This window comes from Pedococcus sp. P2_D9 (assembly GCF_056404275.1).
Genome location: NZ_JBFUEI010000002.1, coordinates 150,199 through 169,099 on the forward strand (window position 1 = coordinate 150,199; position 18,901 = coordinate 169,099).

Annotated in this window: 18 protein-coding genes; 7 read left to right on the forward strand and 11 right to left on the reverse strand. The window is 69.5% G+C overall.

Annotated elements, in window-relative coordinates; translation table 11 throughout:
• Positions 1–29: 29 nt before the first annotated feature.
• Positions 30–497 carry an SRPBCC family protein gene (locus tag AC1DXJ_RS03505; RefSeq protein WP_477613576.1) on the forward strand — a complete coding sequence of 156 codons (468 nt, stop codon included), beginning with the start codon at positions 30–32 and terminating at the stop codon, positions 495–497.
• 1 nt (position 498) lies between these two features.
• Here the strand turns inward: AC1DXJ_RS03505 and AC1DXJ_RS03510 are convergent, their stop codons facing one another.
• The 4 genes from AC1DXJ_RS03510 to AC1DXJ_RS03525 all read right to left on the reverse strand — a co-directional run bounded on the left by AC1DXJ_RS03510 (position 499) and on the right by AC1DXJ_RS03525 (position 4,637).
• Entirely contained in the window at positions 499–1,482 is a 984-nt protein-coding gene (locus AC1DXJ_RS03510; RefSeq protein WP_477613577.1) for an NAD(P)H-binding protein, read from the reverse strand.
• 91 nt (positions 1,483–1,573) lie between these two features.
• Positions 1,574–3,124, reverse strand: a complete 1,551-nt coding sequence (locus AC1DXJ_RS03515; protein ID WP_477613578.1) for a GntP family permease — start codon at positions 3,122–3,124, stop codon at positions 1,574–1,576.
• Entirely contained in the window at positions 3,121–3,666 is a 546-nt protein-coding gene (locus tag AC1DXJ_RS03520; RefSeq protein WP_477613579.1) for a gluconokinase, read from the reverse strand. The genes AC1DXJ_RS03515 and AC1DXJ_RS03520 overlap by 4 nt, the downstream gene beginning before the upstream one ends.
• Before the next feature lie 77 nt (positions 3,667–3,743).
• A complete protein-coding gene (locus tag AC1DXJ_RS03525) occupies positions 3,744–4,637 on the reverse strand; it encodes a helix-turn-helix transcriptional regulator (protein WP_477613902.1) in 894 nt (297 codons plus the stop codon).
• A gap of 110 nt (positions 4,638–4,747) precedes the next feature.
• On the opposite strand from AC1DXJ_RS03525, the gene AC1DXJ_RS03530 reads away from it, so the two are divergent.
• From AC1DXJ_RS03530 to AC1DXJ_RS03545, 4 genes are read left to right on the forward strand one after another with little or no spacing between them, the layout of a single operon-like run.
• Positions 4,748–5,797 carry an alcohol dehydrogenase catalytic domain-containing protein gene (locus tag AC1DXJ_RS03530; protein WP_477613580.1) on the forward strand — a complete coding sequence of 350 codons (1,050 nt, stop codon included), beginning with the start codon at positions 4,748–4,750 and terminating at the stop codon, positions 5,795–5,797.
• On the forward strand, positions 5,794–7,287 hold the full coding sequence (locus AC1DXJ_RS03535) for an MFS transporter (protein WP_477613581.1): 1,494 nt from the start codon (positions 5,794–5,796) through the stop codon (positions 7,285–7,287). Before AC1DXJ_RS03530 ends, AC1DXJ_RS03535 begins: the two co-directional genes overlap by 4 nt.
• Positions 7,284–8,168 carry an aldo/keto reductase gene (locus tag AC1DXJ_RS03540; protein ID WP_477613582.1) on the forward strand — a complete coding sequence of 295 codons (885 nt, stop codon included), beginning with the start codon at positions 7,284–7,286 and terminating at the stop codon, positions 8,166–8,168. The genes AC1DXJ_RS03535 and AC1DXJ_RS03540 overlap by 4 nt, the downstream gene beginning before the upstream one ends.
• 11 nt (positions 8,169–8,179) lie before the next feature.
• A complete protein-coding gene (locus tag AC1DXJ_RS03545) occupies positions 8,180–8,578 on the forward strand; it encodes a (R)-mandelonitrile lyase (protein ID WP_477613583.1) in 399 nt (132 codons plus the stop codon).
• A 50-nt stretch (positions 8,579–8,628) separates the two neighbouring features.
• Here AC1DXJ_RS03545 and mmsB read toward each other — a convergent pair whose 3' ends face one another.
• The 7 genes from mmsB to AC1DXJ_RS03580 all read right to left on the reverse strand — a co-directional run bounded on the left by mmsB (position 8,629) and on the right by AC1DXJ_RS03580 (position 17,932).
• Positions 8,629–10,047 carry a multiple monosaccharide ABC transporter permease gene (gene mmsB / locus AC1DXJ_RS03550; protein WP_477613584.1) on the reverse strand — a complete coding sequence of 473 codons (1,419 nt, stop codon included), beginning with the start codon at positions 10,045–10,047 and terminating at the stop codon, positions 8,629–8,631.
• A 1-nt stretch (position 10,048) separates the two neighbouring features.
• Positions 10,049–11,581 (reverse strand): multiple monosaccharide ABC transporter ATP-binding protein, encoded by a 1,533-nt coding sequence (gene mmsA / locus AC1DXJ_RS03555; protein ID WP_477613585.1) that lies wholly within the window; start codon positions 11,579–11,581, stop codon positions 10,049–10,051.
• A 143-nt stretch (positions 11,582–11,724) separates the two neighbouring features.
• Entirely contained in the window at positions 11,725–12,822 is a 1,098-nt protein-coding gene (gene chvE / locus AC1DXJ_RS03560) for a multiple monosaccharide ABC transporter substrate-binding protein (RefSeq protein ID WP_477613586.1), read from the reverse strand.
• A 96-nt stretch (positions 12,823–12,918) separates the two neighbouring features.
• A complete protein-coding gene (gene araA, locus AC1DXJ_RS03565; protein ID WP_477613587.1) occupies positions 12,919–14,418 on the reverse strand; it encodes an L-arabinose isomerase in 1,500 nt (499 codons plus the stop codon).
• Positions 14,415–15,113 carry an L-ribulose-5-phosphate 4-epimerase gene (locus AC1DXJ_RS03570; protein ID WP_477613588.1) on the reverse strand — a complete coding sequence of 233 codons (699 nt, stop codon included), beginning with the start codon at positions 15,111–15,113 and terminating at the stop codon, positions 14,415–14,417. Before AC1DXJ_RS03570 ends, araA begins: the two co-directional genes overlap by 4 nt.
• The gene (gene araB, locus AC1DXJ_RS03575; RefSeq protein ID WP_477613589.1) at positions 15,110–16,780 is read right to left on the reverse strand and encodes a ribulokinase; all 1,671 of its coding nucleotides are present in this window, start codon (positions 16,778–16,780) and stop codon (positions 15,110–15,112) included. Before araB ends, AC1DXJ_RS03570 begins: the two co-directional genes overlap by 4 nt.
• A 138-nt stretch (positions 16,781–16,918) precedes the next feature.
• The gene (locus AC1DXJ_RS03580) at positions 16,919–17,932 is read right to left on the reverse strand and encodes a LacI family DNA-binding transcriptional regulator (protein ID WP_477613590.1); all 1,014 of its coding nucleotides are present in this window, start codon (positions 17,930–17,932) and stop codon (positions 16,919–16,921) included.
• A gap of 182 nt (positions 17,933–18,114) precedes the next feature.
• Between AC1DXJ_RS03580 and AC1DXJ_RS03585 the strand changes: the two genes are divergently transcribed.
• Entirely contained in the window at positions 18,115–18,270 is a 156-nt protein-coding gene (locus tag AC1DXJ_RS03585; protein ID WP_477613591.1) for a DUF6131 family protein, read from the forward strand.
• 156 nt (positions 18,271–18,426) lie between these two features.
• The gene (locus AC1DXJ_RS03590) at positions 18,427–18,876 is read left to right on the forward strand and encodes a hemerythrin domain-containing protein (RefSeq protein WP_477613592.1); all 450 of its coding nucleotides are present in this window, start codon (positions 18,427–18,429) and stop codon (positions 18,874–18,876) included.
• Positions 18,877–18,901 lie beyond the last annotated feature (25 nt).

Genomic DNA, 18,901 nt, shown 5'->3' on the forward strand with positions numbered 1-18,901 from the left:
CCGGCGGAACCATGGACCAGACTCAGGGCATGTCGGTCTTCTCAGCCTCCAAGCGGTCCACTGCCGTCGTACCCCATCCCCGGGACGCCGTGTGGGCCGTCCTGACCGATGCGAAGCTGGTGGCGAAGCTGACGCCGATGGTCCGCTCGATCGAGGACCACGGCGAGACCTGGCTGTGGAAGCTCGCTCCCATCGAGGTCCTCGGCAAGAGCGTCGGGCTCTCCTTCACCGAGCGCATGGAGTTCACGCCCGAGGAGCGCATCAGCTACACCCATGCGCCCAAGGGCGACGAGCGCGCCGGCGTCAAGGGTGTCTACGTCCTGGCCGACAGCGGCGAGGGCACCCGGCTGTCCATCGAGCTCGGCGTCGACGTCGACCTGCCCTTCCCGAGGCTGGCCAAGCCGGCCGTCCAGGCCTCGATGCAGGCAGTGATCGCGGCGATGGGCGTCGGGTTCGCGCACAACCTCGAGCGACAGCTCAGGCTGCGCCGCTCCTGAGTCAGCCGGCCACCGAGCCGACCCAGGTCGCGTCCGACGTCAGCGGTCCGATGACGTCACGCTGCCGGTCTGGCACTGCCGCGTCGGGCACGGCGAGGGCGCGGTCGAGGGCGTCGGCCACAGGGGTGAGCGAGTGCCCCCTGGGCATCAGCTGCACCACGAAGTCCTGCCGTCCGCAGACCATGTCGTGGCGCAGGCTCTCGACGAGCGACTGCACGGTCGAAGCCGGGGCCCGGGTCAGGATCGGGGCGAGCCTGGACACCAGGCCGGTCGGCAGCCCGGGCACGCTCACCTGGACCCGCCGCAGACCGGCGCGGTCGGCGTAGAGCCGCAGCAACGCGGCATACGCCATCCGCTCCCCGCTGCCGAGGTCGAAGGCCCGGCTGCGCGGCGGGGCGGAGAGCGCGCCGACCAGGGCGATGAGGACATCGGTGACCGCCACGGGTTCGACCTGGCTGTCCATCCATCTCGGCAGCACCTGGACAGGCAGGCGCTCGCTCATCTGGCGCATGATCTCGAACGACGTGGAACCGCTGCCGACGATCATCGCCGCACGGAGCGCCAGGGTCGGCACCCCCGAGTCGGTGAGCACCTGCTCGACCTCGAGCCGGGACCTCAGGTGTGGCGACAGCTCGCGGTCCGGCACGTCCGGGACCAGTCCCCCGAGGTAGACGATGCGCTCCAGGTCCGCGCGGACGGCGGCGTGCGCCGCGTTGTAGGCGCCCTCGCGGTCACTGGTGGCGAAGTCGTCACCGCCGAGCCCGTGGACGAGGTAGTAGAGCGCCTGGGCACCTTTGCACGCCGCCCGCACGGAGGGCCGGTCGAGGACGTCCACCTCGACGACGTCGACCTCGTCCGACCACCAGAAGCGACCCGCCGACGAGGCATCAGTGAAGGTCGCCGTGACCGCGTGGCCCTGCGCGAGGAGCGCCGGCACCAGCCGACTGCCGACATAACCGCCCGCGCCGATGACCACGACTCGCACCAGCGACCCCCGGTTTCGGAACGGCTAAGGACGGCTAACGACGGCTCTGACTGGGCCGCCGACGGCGTCCCACGGTGGTTCGACGGGCGCGCTAGACGATGACGCTCATCAGCATGACCAGGGCGAAGCCTACGACGGAGATCACGGTCTCCATCACCGACCACGACTTGATGGTCTCTCCGACGGTCAGGCCGAAGTACTCCTTGACCAGCCAGAAGCCTGCGTCGTTGACGTGGCTGAAGAAGAGGGAGCCGCAGCCGATCGCCAGGACGAGCAGCGCGAGGTGGTTCGCGCTCAGGCTCGCGCCCAGCGGTCCGACGATGCCCGCCGCGGTGATGGTGGCGACCGTCGCGGAGCCGGTGCCCAGCCTGATGAGGACGGCGACCAGCCAGCCGAGCAGGAGGACCGAGATGTTGACGCCTTCTGCCCAGTTCTTGATGACGTCGCCGACGCCGGCGTCCACGAGGGTCTGCTTGAAGCCACCGCCGGCGGCCACGATGAGGATGATCCCGGCGATGCCGGGCAGGCTCGCACCGAAGGAGTCGCTGACCTGGGACCGGTTCATGCCGGTGGCCAGGCCGAGGGCGAAGTAGCAGAAGATCACGGCGATGAGCAGGGCGACGACTGGGGTGCCCAGGAAGTCGGTCACCTTCCGGAAGCCGGACTCCTCGTCGGTGACCACGAGCTTGGCGATCGCGTCGATGAGCATCAGCAGGACGGGCAGGGTGATGGCGATCAGGGCCGAGGAGAACGGCACCTGACGGCGCCCCGGCTGCATGGCCTGCGTCGACTGCGTCCCACCGGTTCGGTCGCCCCGGTCGTCGACCCGCACGCCCACGCGCTCGTCGGTACGGTCGCCGGCACGCTCGTCGTGCACCTCGGCCGCTCGCTCGAGTGGCGTCCCGGCGCCTCCGCCCGGTGCTCCCGCGCCGGCATACGCAAGATCGGTGGCGTGCTTGGGCACCCAGTTGTGCACGAAGCGCGCCAGCACCGGCCCGGCGACCACGACGGTGGGGATCGCGATGATGATGCCGAACAGCAGCGTCAGGCTCAGGTCGGCCTTGAGGAGTCCGATCGCCGTCAGTGGCCCCGGGTGCGGCGGCACGAGCCCGTGCAGCACGGACAGGCCGGCCAGCGCCGGAATGCCCACGTGCATGAGCGACAGGCCGGTGCGTCGGGCGACCATGACCACCACCGGGACCAGGAGGACGACGCCGACCTCGAAGAACAGCGGCAGGCCGAGGATGGCCGCGATGGCGGCCATCATCCACGGCAGCCCGTTGCGTCCGACCCGGGCGATCATGGTGGTGACGATCTTGCTCGCGCCCCCGGAGTCCTCGAGCATCTTGCCGATCATCGCGCCCAGCGCGATGAGCACGCCGACGGAGCCCGTGGTGTTGCCGAAGCCCTTGATGAAGCTGGCGACGATGTCGGCCGGGGGCATGGTGGCGATGGCGCCGAGCACCGCCGACCCGAGCATCAGCGAGAGGAACGGGTGGAGCTTTGCCACGGTGATGAGGAGCACCACCGCCAGGATGCCCACGACGCACGCGACGACGAGCACGCCGTCACCGGCATACGGCTCGTCGGCCGCCGCGAGGGAGATGGTTCCGGACAGGGCATGCTGCAAGGACGCGGTCATTGGTGTTCCTTCCTGAGGCCCAGGGCAGACAGCGCGCGGTCCAGGACCACGGCAGCCGTCCCCTCATTGGTGATGGCGACCCCGGGCTCGTCGGGCTGCAACGGCTCGAGCGTGGCAAGCTGGCTGGGCAGCAGCGAGGCGGGCATGTAGTGGCCCGGGCGGTGTTCCATCCGGTCCCGGATGACATCGGTGTGCGCCGTGACATGGAGGAACCGCACATGCGGCCGGTCCTTGCACAGCACGTCGCGGTAGGCGCGTCTCAGCGCCGAGCAGGTGATGACCGCGGACTCCCCGGCCTGTTCCTTGGAGCTGATCCAGGCCCCGATCGCTTCGAGCCACGGCCAGCGGTCCTCGTCGGTCAGCGGGTCCCCGGCCCTCATCTTGGCGACGTTGGCGTCCGAGTGGAAGGCATCTCCCTCAGCGAACTCCCACCCGGTGACGGTCGAAATCCCTTTCGCCACAGTCGACTTGCCCGAACCCGACACGCCCATGACCACCACGTGGTCGGGTGTCGTCGCTCCGGTCGGCGCAGGATCGCCCATGCCGCGACTGTAGCCCTGAGGATGGCGGCGGGCATCCGCAAGCGCCCGTCCGGCTCAGGGCAAGGCCGTGGACGTCCTCAGGAACGCTCGGGTCCGACTGCGGATGGTTGCACGCGGTCGGGCTCGTGGGTGGCGGCCCAGGACGCGAGGAGCTTGAGGGCGTCGGACGTGGGCGTTCCCTCGGCGGCCGTGTAGATGTTGAGCTGCAGGCCCGGCTCGGAGGGGAGCTCCATCGCCTCGAAGTCGAGGTCCAGCTGGCCGACGACCGGGTGACGGAGCCTCTTGCGGCCGCTGCGGTGGTAGCGCACGTCCTGGGATGCCCAGCGTTGGCGGAACAGCTCGCTGCGGGTGGAGAGCTCGCCGACCAGCTCGATGAGCGCCTTGTCGTGGGGGTTGCGGCCCGCCTCGAGCCGGAGCATGGCCGCCGCGTCGCGGGCGATCTGGTCGTAGTCGACGAACAGCTCACGCGCTTCTTCGGGGTGCAGGTAGACGAACCGCGTCGTGTTGGCCGGGCGGCGGGGATCGGCCAGGACCGGGGCGTAGAGCGCTCGCGCGAGGTCGTTCATCGCGAGGATGTCGTGCCGGCCGTTGCGAACCCAGGCCGGCGCGTCGGTGACGGCGTCCAGCACCTGCTGGACCGCGGGTCGCACCGTGGGCGTGGCGCTCCTGCGGCGGCGGGCCGACCCGGCACCGGACTCCCGGGCGAGCGAGTAGAGGTGGTCGCGCTCGGCCTCCTCGAGGTGAAGGGCGTTGGCCAACGCGTCGAGGACGCTCTCGGACGCGCCACCGAGGCTGCCACGCTCCATCCGAACGTAGTAGTCGACCGAGACCCCGGCGAGCATGGCGACCTCTTCGCGGCGCAGCCCCTTCACACGGCGGTTGCCCCCGTAGGCAGGCAGGCCAGCCTCCTCGGGGGTGATCCGAGCCCGGCGCGAGCGCAGGAACTCCCGGATCTCGTTGCGCAGGTCCATTGATGCCATGGCTCCACGGTAGGTGCGTTCCCGCACCGGTGGGAGGCACTGCCGGTACCCGGAACGAGCGGGACTCCCGCATCCCGCCGGAGTCGCGTGCACTGGTGGACATGAGAGCAACGCACATCTTCGGCGCGGGCGACATCCGCGTCATCGACGCCCCCGACCCGACGATCCAACAGCCCACTGACGCGCTGGTGCGAGTGACCCGCGCCTGCGTCTGCGGCAGCGACCTGCACCCCTACCACTCGCTGGCCCCCACGACCCGGGGAGCGTCCATCGGGCACGAGTTCGTCGGCGTGGTCGAGGAGACCGGGACCGACGTCGCCACCGTCCGTCCCGGCGACTTCGTGATCGCTCCCTTCGCGGTCTCGTGCGGCGTCTGCGAGTTCTGCCGCGCCGGCCTGCAGACCTCTTGCGTCAACGGGGGGTTCTGGAACGACGCCCGGCTCGGGACAGCCGGCGGCCAGGCGGAGGCGGTCAGGGTACCCCTCGCCGACGGAACGCTCGTCGCCGTCCCTGACATGACGCCCGAGACCGGCGAAGCGATGCTCGCGTCCCTGCTCACCCTCTCCGACGTGTACGGTACCGGCTGGCACGCCGCCGTCCGGGGCGGCGTGACCCCGGGCAGCACCGTCACCGTGATCGGGGACGGCGCGGTCGGCCTCCTCGCGGTCCTGTCCGCCAAGCAGCTGGGTGCGGATCGAGTCGTCCTGATGGGACGGCACCAGCAGCGGACCGACCTCGGCGGCGAGTTCGGCGCCACCGACGTGGTCGCCGCCCGCGGTGCCGAAGGGATCGCGGAGGTCCGTGACCTCACCGACGGCGGCAGCCCGATCGTGCTCGAGGCCGTGGGGCACCTGCCCGCCTACGAGCAGGCGCTCGGGATCGTGCGGCCGGGTGGGGTGATCAGCCGGGTCGGCGTGCCGCAGTACGAAGAGGCACCGGTCGGCTTCGGCACCCTCTTCGGCCCCAACGTCACCCTCACCGGCGGCCCGGCCCCGGTGAGGGCGTACATCGAGCACCTCCTGCCTGCCGTCCTCGACGGCAGCGTGCAGCCCGGCCGCGTCTTCGACCGCACGGTCGCGCTCGACGACACGCCCGCGGCATACCAGGCGATGGATGCCCGGCAGGCGCTCAAGGTGATGGTGCGGCCATGAGGCGTGCGCCGCGCACACCCACGGACGTCCGGCGCGGGCCCATCCTGGCGATCATCCTGATCAGCTACTTCATGATCCTGCTCGACAACTCGGTCGTGTTCACCGGACTGCCGAGCATCCGGGCCGACCTCGATCTGTCGGCCACGGAGCTGTCGTGGGTCCAGGACGCGTACACGTTGGTGTTCGGTGGTCTGCTCCTCCTCGGCGCCCGAGCGGGAGACATCCTGGGCCGACGGCGGCTGTTCGTCTCGGGGCTGGTTGTCTTCGGTGTCGCGTCCGCGCTGATCGGCCTCGCGCCGACGGGGTGGTGGATCGTCTCCGCGCGTGCCCTGCAGGGCATCGGCGCCGCAATCGTCGCGCCGACCTCCCTGGCCCTGGTCACCGCCTACTTCGACGGCGAGGCCCGCGCCAAGGCGGTGGCCTGGTATGCCGCGACGGCGGGCATCGGGGCGAGCCTCGGCCTGTTGGTGGGGGGTGCGCTGACAGACCTCGTCTCGTGGCGGGCGGCGTTCCTCGTCAACGTCCCCATCGCGGTCGCCATGGTCATCGGCGCCCGCGCTGTGCTCGTCGAGACGCCACGTCGGCCGGGACGTTTCGACGTCACCGGCGCAGTCTGCGCGACGCTTGGTGTGGGTGCGCTGGTGTTCGGGACGATCGAGTCCGCCGACTCCGGTTGGGGGTCCCCTCGGGTCCTCGTGGCGTTCGCCGTGGCCGTCGTCCTTCTGGTGGCGTTGGTGGTCAACGAGCGACGGGTGCCGCACCCGATCCTGGCCCTGCGGCTGTTCGCCAGCCGCGAGCGCAGCGGGGCGTATGCCGCGCGGATGCTGTATCTGGGCGCCATGATCGGCTTCTTCTACTTCACCACCCAGCTGATGCAGGACGGGTTCGGTTTCACCCCGCTGCAGGCGGGCCTCGGCTTCCTCCCGATGACGGTGGTCAACTTCGCCGTCGCACTGGCCATCCCTCGGCTCAGCCGGGTCGCGCCCACCTCCGTCCTGCTCGCCGCCGGCACGGCGACGACACTCGTCGGGATGGCCTGGCTGAGTCACGCCGGGTCCGTGGGCCACTACCTCGTGACCGTAGCGGCCCCCATGGTCCTCATCGGGGTGGGCCAGGGACTGGCTTTCGCGCCCCTCACCAGCTCGGGGATCGCAGGCGTCGACACCGCGGACGCGGGTGCGGCCTCCGGGGTCGTCAACACGGCGCACCAGCTCGGGATGGCGCTCGGCCTGGGCGTGCTCGTCACCGTCTCGGCCCACGCGGGGAACCACCGTGGGGGTCCCGCCGCCGTGGCGGACCGGGTTGGTCTCGCCCTGACGGGCAGCACTTTCCTTATGGCCGCTGCCCTGCTGGTGATCCTGGCTCTGGTCATACCGGCACAGCGCCAGGCAGCCAACCTGGCGAGGCGACGTTCCAGGGAGGCACTGCCGGTACCCGTCTCGACAGGGACTCCCGGGACGCCCGCAACCTGCTTAGCGTGGAAGGCATGACGACTCCCACGGTCACCCTCCACAACGGCCTCGCGATGCCCGTCCTCGGCTTTGGTGTCTTCCAGACCCCGCCCGACGAGACCCTGTCCGCCGTCAGTGCTGCCCTCGACACGGGCTACCGCCACATCGACACCGCCGCCGCCTACGGCAACGAGCGCGAAGTCGGTGAGGCGATCCGCCGCTCCCACGTGCCCCGCGACGAGCTCTTCGTCGAGACCAAGGTGTGGATCAGCGACTACGGCTACGACGCCACCCTGCACGCGTTCGACAAGAGTGCCGGCAAGCTCGGCCTCGAACAGCTCGACCTGTTCATCCTCCACCAGGCCCTGCCGGGCGAGTTCGACCTCACGATCGAGGCGTACCGGGCGCTGGAGACGCTCCTCGCGGACGGCTCGGTCCGTGCGATCGGCGTCAGCAACTTCATGCCCGACCACCTCGAACGGCTCCTCCAGGAGACCACCGTGGTGCCCGCCGTCAACCAGGTCGAGGTCCACCCCTACTTCCGCCAGCCGGACGTCCTCGCCGCCAACTCGGCGCACGGCATCCTGTCGCAGGCCTGGTCGCCCATCGGCGGCATCACGTTCTACCGCGACGGCTCACACGGCTCCACGTTGCAGGACCGCACCATCGCCTCGATCGCCGAGGCACACGACAAGTCCCCGGCCCAGGTGATGCTGCGCTGGCACCTGCAGGAGGGACGGCAGGCGATCCCCAAGTCCGTGACGCCCTCGCGCATCGCGGAGAACTTCGACATCTTCGACTTCGAGCTCACGGTTGACGAGCTCGCCGCGATCGACGGGCTCGACACCGGAGTCCGCGGCGGCCCCGAGCCCGAGGCCATCACCCGCGAGACCTTCGGCCGCGCCATCCCCGAGGCCTGACAGGAGCCACCATGCAGATCGACCCCCGGACACCCACGACCAAGAACCCGCCCGAGCAGTTCACCGGCGACGTGTGGCTCGACCCCATCGCCCACCCGCGCGAGGACGGACAGTCGATGTTCGTCGCCAAGGTCCGCTTCGCCCCGGGCGCCCGCACCGCCTGGCACTCACACGCCCGAGGCCAGACCCTTCACGTCACCCAGGGCATCGCGTGGGTCCAGTCCCGCGGCAGCGACAAGGTCGAGGCCCATGCCGGGCAGACGCTCTACTGCCCCTCGGGCCAGGAACACTGGCACGGCGCCGCACCCGACTCCTTCATGGAACACCTCGCCATGCTCGACCAGGCCGACGACCCTGCCACCAGCACGACCTGGCTCGAGCACGTCAGCGACGAGGAGTACCTCGCCTGACCGGCGAGGTACTCCTCGAAACCTGGCTACCCGGTCACCCGGCCAGCGCGCTACCCGGTCGAGGGTTGGGCGCTCTGCGCGGCTCCACGCTCCGCGATGCCGGTGTGCGAGCGACTGGCGTTGCGGAAGCCGGCGCCCTCCTCCCCCTCGGAAACCGGAGTCGAGGGACCGGTGCCCCCGGTGGGGCCGCTCGGACCGTCGCCTCCTCGACCACGTTGCACACCCCTGAGGATCATCCCGATGAAGCTCGGCTTGCCCTGGCTCTTGGAGTACACGTCGAACGCCACGGCGCCGAGGAGTACGAGGCCCTTGATGATCTGGACGAAGTTGCTGTCCACGCTCATGTTGGCCAGGCCCAGGTTGAGCACGCCCATGACGAGGCCGCCGATCATCGACCCCGTCACTGTGCCGACGCCGCCGGCCACCGCCGCGCCGCCGACGAAGACGGCCGCGATCGCGTCGAGCTCGAAGTTGACGCCGTCCTTGGGGTTCGCGGCGTTGAGGTATGCCGTGAACACCATGCCCGCGACCGCGGCCAGGAAGCCCATGTTGACCATGACGAACAGGTCGATGCGTCGCGTGTCCACGCCGGAGAGGCGAGCCGCGTTGGAGTTGCCACCGACCGCGTAGATGTGACGACCGAGAACGGTGCGCTGGGTGATGAACGTGTAGAGGACGACGAGGCCACCGAGGATCAGGCCGACGACCGGCACTCCCTTGTAGGACGCCAGCAGGAGGCCGAAGCCGAGCAGCAGCCCGCAGATGACGACGAGCTTGATCACGCTCAGGGTCAACCGGGGCACGTCCATGCCGTAGCGGCGAAGGTCGGACCGCCGCCGCAGCTCGAGGTAGACGATCACGGCGACGGCCAGCAGCGTCAGGACGAGCGTGGGGTTGTGGTAGCCGGTCACCGGCCCCACCTCGGGCAGGTAGCCGTTGGCGATCTTCTGGAAGCTCTCCGGCACCGGGATGGACTCGGCGTTGAGGATCATCAGGTCCAGGCCGCGGAAGAGCAACATGCCGGCCAGGGTCACGATGAAGGCGGGGATGCCCACGTAGGCGACCCAGAAGCCCTGCCAGATCCCGACCAGGATGCCCAGCGCCAGTCCGAGGAGGATGGCGGCCGGCCAGGGCAGGTCGAGCTTGGCCATCGACAGAGCCACGGTGGCACCGACGAAGGCGCTCACCGAGCCGACCGACAGGTCGATGTGGCCGGCGATGATCACCATGACCATGCCGATGGCGAGGATGAGGATGTAGCCGTTCTGCACCAGTAGCGACGTGACGTTGCGAGGCTGGAGGAACAGGCCGTCGGTGAGCACCTGGAACATGAGCACCAGCAGCAGCAGCGCGATCATCATCCCGTACTGGCGGATGTTGCCGCTGAGGGCCTTGCGCATCTCGCTCACCAGTGACTGGGTGGGCGGCGGCGCGGGGGCCGTGGGCGCGGGGGCGATGTCGGTCGCCATGTCAGTCTGCCTTTCGCTGGGTCATGTAACGCATGAGGATTTCCTGGTCTGCTTGGGCGCGGGGGACGTCGGCCGTGATGACACCGGCGCTGAGCGTGTAGATGCGGTCGCACAGCCCGAGCAGCTCGGGCAGCTCGGAGGAGATCACGAGCACGCCGCGTCCGCTGTCGGCGAGGCGGTTGATGATCTCGTAGATCTCGTACTTGGCGCCGACGTCGATGCCCCGGGTGGGCTCGTCGAGGATGAGCACGTCCGGCTCGGTGAACATCCACTTGCCGAGGACGACCTTCTGCTGGTTGCCGCCGGAGAGCTTGGCGACGCCCTCCTCGATGCTCGGGGTCTTGATGTTCATGCTCTTGCGGTAGCGCTCTGCGGCGAGGACCTCCTCGCGCTCGTCGACGACGCCACGCCGCCGGATCTTCCGGAGCCCGGCAGCCGTGATGGACACCTTGATCGTGTCCAGCAGGTTCAGGCCCAGGCTCTTGCGGTCCTCGGTGACGTAGGCCAGCCCGGCGTCGATCGCCTTCTGGACGGTGTTCGCCTTGAGCGACCGGCCGTCCTTGACCAGCTGGCCGCCGACCTTGTGGCCGTAGGACTCACCGAAGACGCTGCGGGCCAGCTCGGTGCGACCTGCGCCCATCAGACCCGCGAGGCCGACGATCTCGCCCCGGCGGATGCTGAGGTTGGCGTTCTTGACGACGAGCCGGGAGGCGTCATGGGGGTGGCCGACGGTCCAGTCCCGGATCTCCAGGAGCACCTCACCGATTGTCGGCTCGTGCGGGGGGAACCGGCGGTCCAGGTCGCGGCCGACCATGCCGCGGATGATCCGGTCCTCGTTCACCTCACCCTTGGTGATGTCCAGCGTCTCGATGGTGCGGCCGTCCCGGATGATCGTGATCGAGTCGGACACCTCCTCGATCTCGCCCAGCTTGTGGCTGATCATGATCGAGGTGATGCCCTTGGCCTTGAGGCCCAGGAGGAGGTCCAGGAGGTGTCGGCTGTCGGTGTCGTTGAGGGCGGCCGTCGGCTCGTCGAGGATCAGCAGCTTGACGTCCTTGGCCAGCGCCTTGGCGATCTCGACGAGCTGCTGCTTGCCGATGCCGATGTTCTTGACCTGGCTGTTCGGGTCCTCGTCCAGGCCCACCCGGGCGAGCAGGTCGAGGGCACGCTGTCGCGCGACCGGCCAGTTGATGACGCCTGCCTTGCCCTGCTCGTTGCCGAGGAAGAGGTTCTCCACGATCGACAGCTCCGGGATGAGCGCGAGCTCCTGGTGGATGATGACGATGCCCGCGGACTCGCTGTCGCGAATCCCCTTGAACTGCATCTCGCTGCCCTCGAAGACGATGTCGCCGAGGTAGGTGCCGTGCGGGTAGACACCGGAGAGGACCTTCATGAGGGTCGACTTCCCGGCACCGTTCTCACCACAGATGCTGTGGATCTCGCCGCGCTGCACCGACAGGTTCACGTCCGAGAGCGCCTTGACGCCCGGGAACTCCTTGGTGATGTCGCGCATCGTGAGGATCGGGGTGGACATCCGCTCAGCCTCCGTGGGTCTTCTGGGTCCCGTTGGGTTTCGGGTCTTCGTGAGGTTCGTGCAGGGTGCAGGGCAACTGCCCCTGTGTGGTGTCCGTGGCGGCGGACGGTGATCCGTCCGCCGCCACGGAGCTGGTGGGGCGACTAGGAGAAGTCGGCCTCGGTGTAGTACTTCGCCTTGAGCAGGATGTCCTTGACGTTGGACTTGTCGGCGGCGACCGGCTCGAGGAGCTGGGTCGGGACCTTCTTGACGCCGTTGTCGTAGGACTCCGTGTCGTTGACCGTCACGGTCTTCTTGCCGGCGATCTCGGTGATCATCGTGACGGTGGCCTGGGCCAGGTCACGCGTGTTCTTGAAGACCGTCGAGTACTGCTCGTCGGCGAGGATCGACTTGACCGACTCGAGCTCGGCGTCCTGGCCGGTGACGACCGGCAGCTTCTTGCCACCGGTGCCGTAACCGCTGCCCTTGAGCGCGGCGAGGATGCCACGGGACAGACCGTCGTAGGGCGACAGCACGCCGTTGACGTCAGCCTTGGAGTACGACTTCGTCAGCACGTTCTCCATGCGCTTCTTCGCCACCGCCGCGTCCCACCGCAGGGTCGCCACGGTCTTGAAGTTGGTCTCACCGGACGCGATCTTGATGTCGCCGGCGTCGATCTTCGGCTGCAGGACCTCCATGGCCCCGTTGAAGAAGAACGTGGCGTTGTTGTCGTCCGGGGACCCGGCGAAGAGCTCGACGTTCCACGGCTTGGGAGCGCCGCTGGCCGCGAGGCCGGCGAGCAGGGACTCGGCCTGCAGCTTGCCCACCTTCAGGTTGTCGAAGGTCGTGTAGTAGTCGACGGCGTCGGTGTCACGAAGCAGGCGGTCGTAGGCGATCACGGGGATGCCCGCGTCCTTGGCCTCCTTGAGGGCACCCTTCAGGGCAGTGCCGTCGATGGAGGCGATCACCAGGACCTGGTTCTGCTTGGTCACCATGTCGTTGACCTGGGTGACCTGGGTCGGGATGTCGTCGTTGGCGTACTGGAGGTTCACCTTGTAGCCGGCGGCCTCGAGCTGCTGCTTGATGTAGTCACCGTCCTTGATCCACCGCTCGGACGTCTTGGTCGGCATGGCCACCCCGATGGTGCCCTTGACGTTGGCAGCGCCGCTGCTGCCGGACGAGGCGTTGTCCGTCTGGCGACCGCAGGCGCTCAGGCCGACTGCGAGGAGGCCGACGGCAGCTGCCGCGATGATTCTGCGCACTGTGTGCTCCATTCCATGGATGTCAACCTGCGAAGGTGCCGGCTGAGGTACTGACGGGTGTTCGGGTATTCAGTTGTGCGCCAACGGCGCGGCGCCTCACAGGCCTTGGGCCAGCCGGTGGTAAGCGGTGTTCCACCGCAGCTCGCGAACGAAGCCGCGGGTGGTCGTGTGGGCGTCGATGAGGGCCAGCTCGAGGCCCGTCATCTCGGCGAAGTCGTGCAGGTGCTCGGCCGTCAGGGCGGTTGACAGCACCGTGTGGTGCGGACCCCCAGCGACCAGCCAGGACTCGGTGGATGTGCGCAGGTCAGGACGCGGGCTCCAGACCGCTCGCGCGACCGGGAGGTTGGGAAGCTCGGCCATCGGTGGCACGACGTCGATCTCGTTGGCAGTCAGCCGGAACCGGTCGCCCAGGTCGGAGATGCCGACCACGATGCCTTCCCCTGCAGCGGCGGTGAACACCAGCCGCACCGGGTCCTCGCGACCTCCGATGCCGAGCGGGTGGATCTCGAGGCTCGGCCGTTCGGCCGCGATCGAGGGACAGACCTCGAGCATGTGCGCGCCGAGGATCAGCTCGCGGCCCGGCTCAAGGTGGTACGTGTAGTCCTCCATGAACGAGGTGCCGCCGGGCAGTCCCCGCGCCATCACCTTGAGGGTGCGGAGCATGACCGCGGTCTTCCAGTCCCCCTCGCCACCGAAGCCGTAGCCGTCGGCCATGAGGCGCTGAACCGCCAGCCCGGGCAGCTGGCGCAGCCCGCCGAGGTCCTCGAAGTTGGTGGTGAAGGCGCCGTAGCCGCCCTCCTCCAGGAACGTCCTCAGCCCTAGCTCGATCCGTGCTCCGTAGCGCAGGGACTCGTGACGCCCGCCGTCCGAGCGCAGGTCCGCTGCCACGGCATACAGGTCCTCGTACTCCTTCACGAGCGTGTCGATGTCGGCGTCGGCCACCTGGTCCACGACGGCCACCAGGTCGTTGACGCCGTAGGTGTTGACCGAGACGCCGAGGCGCAGCTCGGCCTCGACCTTGTCGCCGTCCGTGACGGCGACGTCGCGCATGTTGTCGCCGAAGCGCACGACCCGGAGCGTGCGCAGGGAGGCCCGGGCGACCGCGGCACGGGCCCACGTCGCGATGCGTTCGACGGTGGTGGGATCGCTGACGTGTCCGGTCACCGTCTTGCGCGTGACCCCGACCCTGGTCTGGATGTAACCGAACTCCCGGTCGCCGTGGGCGGCCTGGTTGAGGTTCATGAAGTCCATGTCGATCGTGGCCCACGGTAGGTCCCGCCCCGCTTGCGTGTGCAGGTGCAGCAGCGGTTTCGCAAGGGCATCGAGCCCGGAGATCCACATCTTCGCCGGGGAGAAGGTGTGCATCCACGCGATGACTCCCACCACGTCGTCGTCACCGTTGGCATCGAGCATCACGCGGCGGATGGACGCGGCATCGGTCAGGATCGGCTTGGCCACGACCTCGGCGGTGAGGGTCCCCGCGGACTGGAGGGCATCGGAGATCACCGCGGACTGTGCGGCGACCTGGCGCAAGACGTCCTCGCCATAGAGGCCCTGGCTGCCCGTGAGGAACCAGATCTTCGGCTGAGTGGTCATGAGGCGGGAGTTCCCTTCTGCCCGTATACGTTCTGGTAGCGGTCGTAGAGCCGGTCGATGTCTGCCTGGTCCAGCCGCCAGGGGTTCCCGAGCTGGCTGGCGACGTGCACGGTGCGGGCGACGTCCTCGAGCATCACGGCCGTCTTGACGGCCGCGCGGGCGTCGGGCCCCACGGTGAAGGGGCCGTGCCCGCCCATGAGGACCGCCTTGGACCTGCTGCTCGCCAAGGTCTGGACCAGGCCCCGGCCGATCGAGTCGTCCCCGATCAGGGCGAACGGGCCCACGGGGATGTCCCCGCCGAACTCGTCGGCGATCATCGTGAGCACGCAGGGGATCGACTCGCGCCGGGCGCACCAGGCCGTGGCGTAGGTGGAGTGCGTGTGCACGACTCCTCCGACCTCGGGGAGGTGGGCGTAGACGTAGGCGTGCGCGGCCGTGTCGGACGACGGAGCGTGCGACCCCTCGACCAGTCGACCCTCGAAGTCGGTCACGACCATCGCGTCAGCGCTCAGCTGGTCGTAGGCGACCCCGGACGGCTTGATGACGAGGAGCTCCTCGCCCGGCACCCGCGCGGAGACGTTGCCCGCGGTCCAGGCGACGAGGGCGTTGCGCGTGAGCTCGCTGTGCAGGTCGGCGACGGAGGCGCGCAGCTGGTCCACGGCTTCGCGGACTGCCGGGAGGGCGAGGGCGTTCATGCCAGGGCCTTGCGGCGGATCGCCTTGAGCCGGCGCATGACGTCGTTGCCGCCCCGTCCGAAGTGGTCGTGGAGCGCGACGTACTCGGCATACAGCTCGTCGTAGGCGGCCACGTTCTCCGGGACCGGGACGAAGGCAGCGACCGTGCGGCCGCCCATCGCCTGCGCGGCCTTGCGGATGTCGGGGTAGGCCCCCGCCGCCACGGCCGCGTGGATGGCCGAGCCGAGCGCCGGGCCCTGCTCCGACCGGACCGCGGACAGGGGGAGGTTGAGGACGTCCGCATAGATCTGCATCAGCAGCGGGTTGCGCAGCAGGCCACCCGCGACGACGAACTCCGTGACCGGCACGCCGGACCCCTCGAAGGCCTCGACGATGACCCGGGCGCCGAACGCGGTGGACTCGAGCAGTGCGCGGTAGGTGTCCTCAGGCGTGGTCGCGAGGGTCTGTCCGACGACGAGACCGGACAGCTCGTGGTCCACCAGGGTCGACCGGTTGCCGCTGTGCCAGTCGAGCGCGACCAGGCCGTGCCCACCGATCGGCTGGGCCTCTGCCAGCGCGGTGAGGTGCTCGTGAACGGAGACCCCTGCCCGGGCGGCCGCCTCGTGGTACGCCGGCGGAACGCACGAGCTCACGAACCAGCCGAAGATGTCACCCACTCCCGACTGACCGGCTTCGTACCCCCAGAGCCCCGGGATGATGCCCCCGTCGACGACACCGCACATCCCGGGGACGTCGCGCAGGACGGTGCTGCTGAGAACGTGGCAGGTCGACGTGCCCATGATCGCGACGAGCTGGCCCGGCTCGACCGCCTGCGCAGCGGGTGCCGAGACGTGCGCGTCGACGTTGCCGACCGCCACCACGATGCCCTCCGGCAGCCCGGTCCAGGCAGCCGCCTGCGCCGTCAGCCGCCCGGCAGGGTCACCCAGCTGTCCGATGCGGTGGGCGAGCTTGTCGTCGACGAAGCCGGCGAAGCCCGGGTTCAGAGCGGCGAGGAAGTCGCGGCTCGGGTACTCCCCGTCCTGGTAGATCCCCTTGTATCCGGCCGTGCAGGCGTTGCGCACGTACTCGCCGCACAGCTGCCACACGATCCAGTCCGCAAGCTCCACGAAGTGGGCCATGGCGGCATACACCTCGGGGGCCTCCTCGAGGATCTGCAGGCCCTTGGCGAACTCCCACTCCGAGGAGATGAGGCCGCCGTAGCGACCCAGCCACGGCTCGGCGCGCTCGGCGGCGAGGGCGTTGATGCGATCGGCCTGTCCCTGGGCCGCGTGGTGGCGCCACAGCTTGACGTAGGCGTGGGGCGAGGAGGCGAAGCCGGCGGTCTCGCTCAGCGGGGTGCCGTCCGCGAGCGTGGGCACCATCGTGCACGCCGTGAAGTCGGTCCCGATGCCGACGACCCGTTCGGGGGCGATCCCCGCGGCGCGGACAGCTTCGGGAACCGCGGTGCGCAGCACGTGGACGTAGTCCGTCGGGACCTGGAGCGCCCACTCAGGAGGGAGCCGCTCGCCCGTCCCCGGGAGTGCCTCGTCGATGACAGCGTGCGGGTAGACCGACACCGCGCTGCCCAGCTCGGCCCCGTCGCTGACGCGTACCACCACCGCACGGCCGGACAGGGTCCCGAAGTCGACGCCGACGACGTAGCTGTCGTCGCTGTCCTCGTTCGTCATCGAACGCTCCTCGTGCTGTTGGTTCGCCAGTGAGCCAGTGCGCCCGCCACAGGTTCGTGTTAGCGCTAACAGCAAATGTTAGCGCTAACACTTTGCTTGTCAAGACCTCGCGCCAAGAAACCTCCGACCGTGCTCGACTCAGCCGGGAGGACGGCCGGTCGAGGCACGCACCACGAGCTTGGGCGGCACGGTGACGGTGCCCTCCTCCAGCTCGCCACGGATCGCCGAGGTGAGCAGGCCCATGGCCCCGCGACCCAGGGCCACGAAGTTCTGCCGGACCGTCGTGAGCGGCGGCGTGAAGTACTCGGACTCCGGAAGGTCGTCGAAACCGACGATGCTGACGTCGCCGGGCACCGTGCGACCGGCCTCGGCCAGGGCGCGCAGCACGCCGATGGACATCTGGTCGTTGGCGACGAAGATGCCCGTCACCTCCGACTGCGCGGCCAGCTGACGCCCGAGGCGGTAACCACTCGAGGCGGTCCAGTCCCCCACCAGGGGTTCGGGGGTCGCCAGCCCGGCCTCCTCCAGCGCGCCGCGCCAGCCGAGCGTGCGGGCTTCGGCCTGGTACCAGTCCGCCGGACCACTGAGGTGGGCGATGTGGCGGTGCCCGAGGTCGATCAGGTGCTGGGTGGCCAACCGTGCCCCGGCCTCGTGGTCCACCCCAACCGACAGGCGCGCGCGCACGGGGTTCGCGTCCAGGACCACGACGGGAACCGGCAGCCGCGACCGGACACCCAGGTCGAGGCCGGTGTCGACAGGAGCGATCAGCACGATGGCCTCGACCGACTCGCCGACCAGGTGGTCGAGGGCATCCTGGGTTGCCTGCTGGGTCACCTCGGGCAGGGAGGCGAGCACCATGCCGTAGCCCTCGGCGCGAGCCGCCAGCTCCAGGCCCACCACGGTGCTGGACGGGCCGAAGAAGCCAAGCCCCGCCACGACGACCCCGACCACACCGCTCTTCTGGGTGGCGAGCGCCTTGGCCGCGCTGTTGCCGCGGTATCCGAGCTCGGCGACCGCCTCGAGCACCCGGGCGCGGGTGGCCGGCGCCACGCGCGCGGACCCGTTCACGACCCGTGAGACCGTCTGGTGCGACACCCCGGCAACGCGCGCGACGTCCTCCAGACGAGGGGCCGTCCGAGGTGCCGAGCTCATGAGGACGCTCCCTCGACAGGGTCGGCCAGCACCATGACGGAGGCAGGCGACGGGTTCACGCCTCGGATTGTGCCACCCGCCCTGTGGGCGACCGCGCCCCAGGCCGCACCAGCCGGTCCCGGACGTTTGAAAGGCGCTCGGTCCGGGCAGTATCTTGGCGGCACGGGACGAAGGAGGTACCCATGATCATCCTCGGCCTCATCCTGGTCGTCATCGGCTACTTGGCCGATATCCCCGTCCTCATCACCATCGGCGTCATCCTGGCGGTCATCGGGCTGGTGCTCCTGCTGCTCGGCTCGACCGGCCGCGCCATCGGCGGCCGCCGACACTGGTACTGACCGCCGTCGCGGCACACGCCACCTCGAGTTCGGCCATCGCCGGCGCCATTCTCCAACCGGGTGAACCCGGGCGCCGGTTGAGGGTGTACTTGTCCGTCGACTGGGTAAGCAGCAGGGGCACGCTCATCGCAAGCCGCCTCGACGGATGGAGTTTTCATGCCCGGTGTCATCACGCTCATCAAGGACGACCACAAGACGCTCGAGTCGGTGTTCAAGCAGCTCGAGAAGGCCGAACCCGCGGACATACCCGGCTTGCTCCAGCAGGTCGCCGAGCTGCTGATCCCGCACTCCAAGGCCGAGGAGCAGGTGGTGTACCCGGCCATCAAGGCGACCGTCCCGGACGAAGGCACGGACGTGGACGACGGTCTCGCCGAACACCACCACGTGGAGCAGACCCTCCAGCAGCTCCTGGCGGCGGACCCCGAGGCGCCGGGCGTGGACGGGCTGATCGCAGCCATGATCGGAGAGGTGCGCCACCACGTGGAGGAGGAGGAGCAGGAGATCCTGCCTGCCTTCGCCGCGAGCGCCTCCAACCAGGAGCTGTCAGACCTCGGCGACCGCTTCACCGCAGCCAAGGAGCAGGCCCTGGCGGCGCTGCAGTCCTGAACGGAGCGCAGCCGTTGACCCGAAC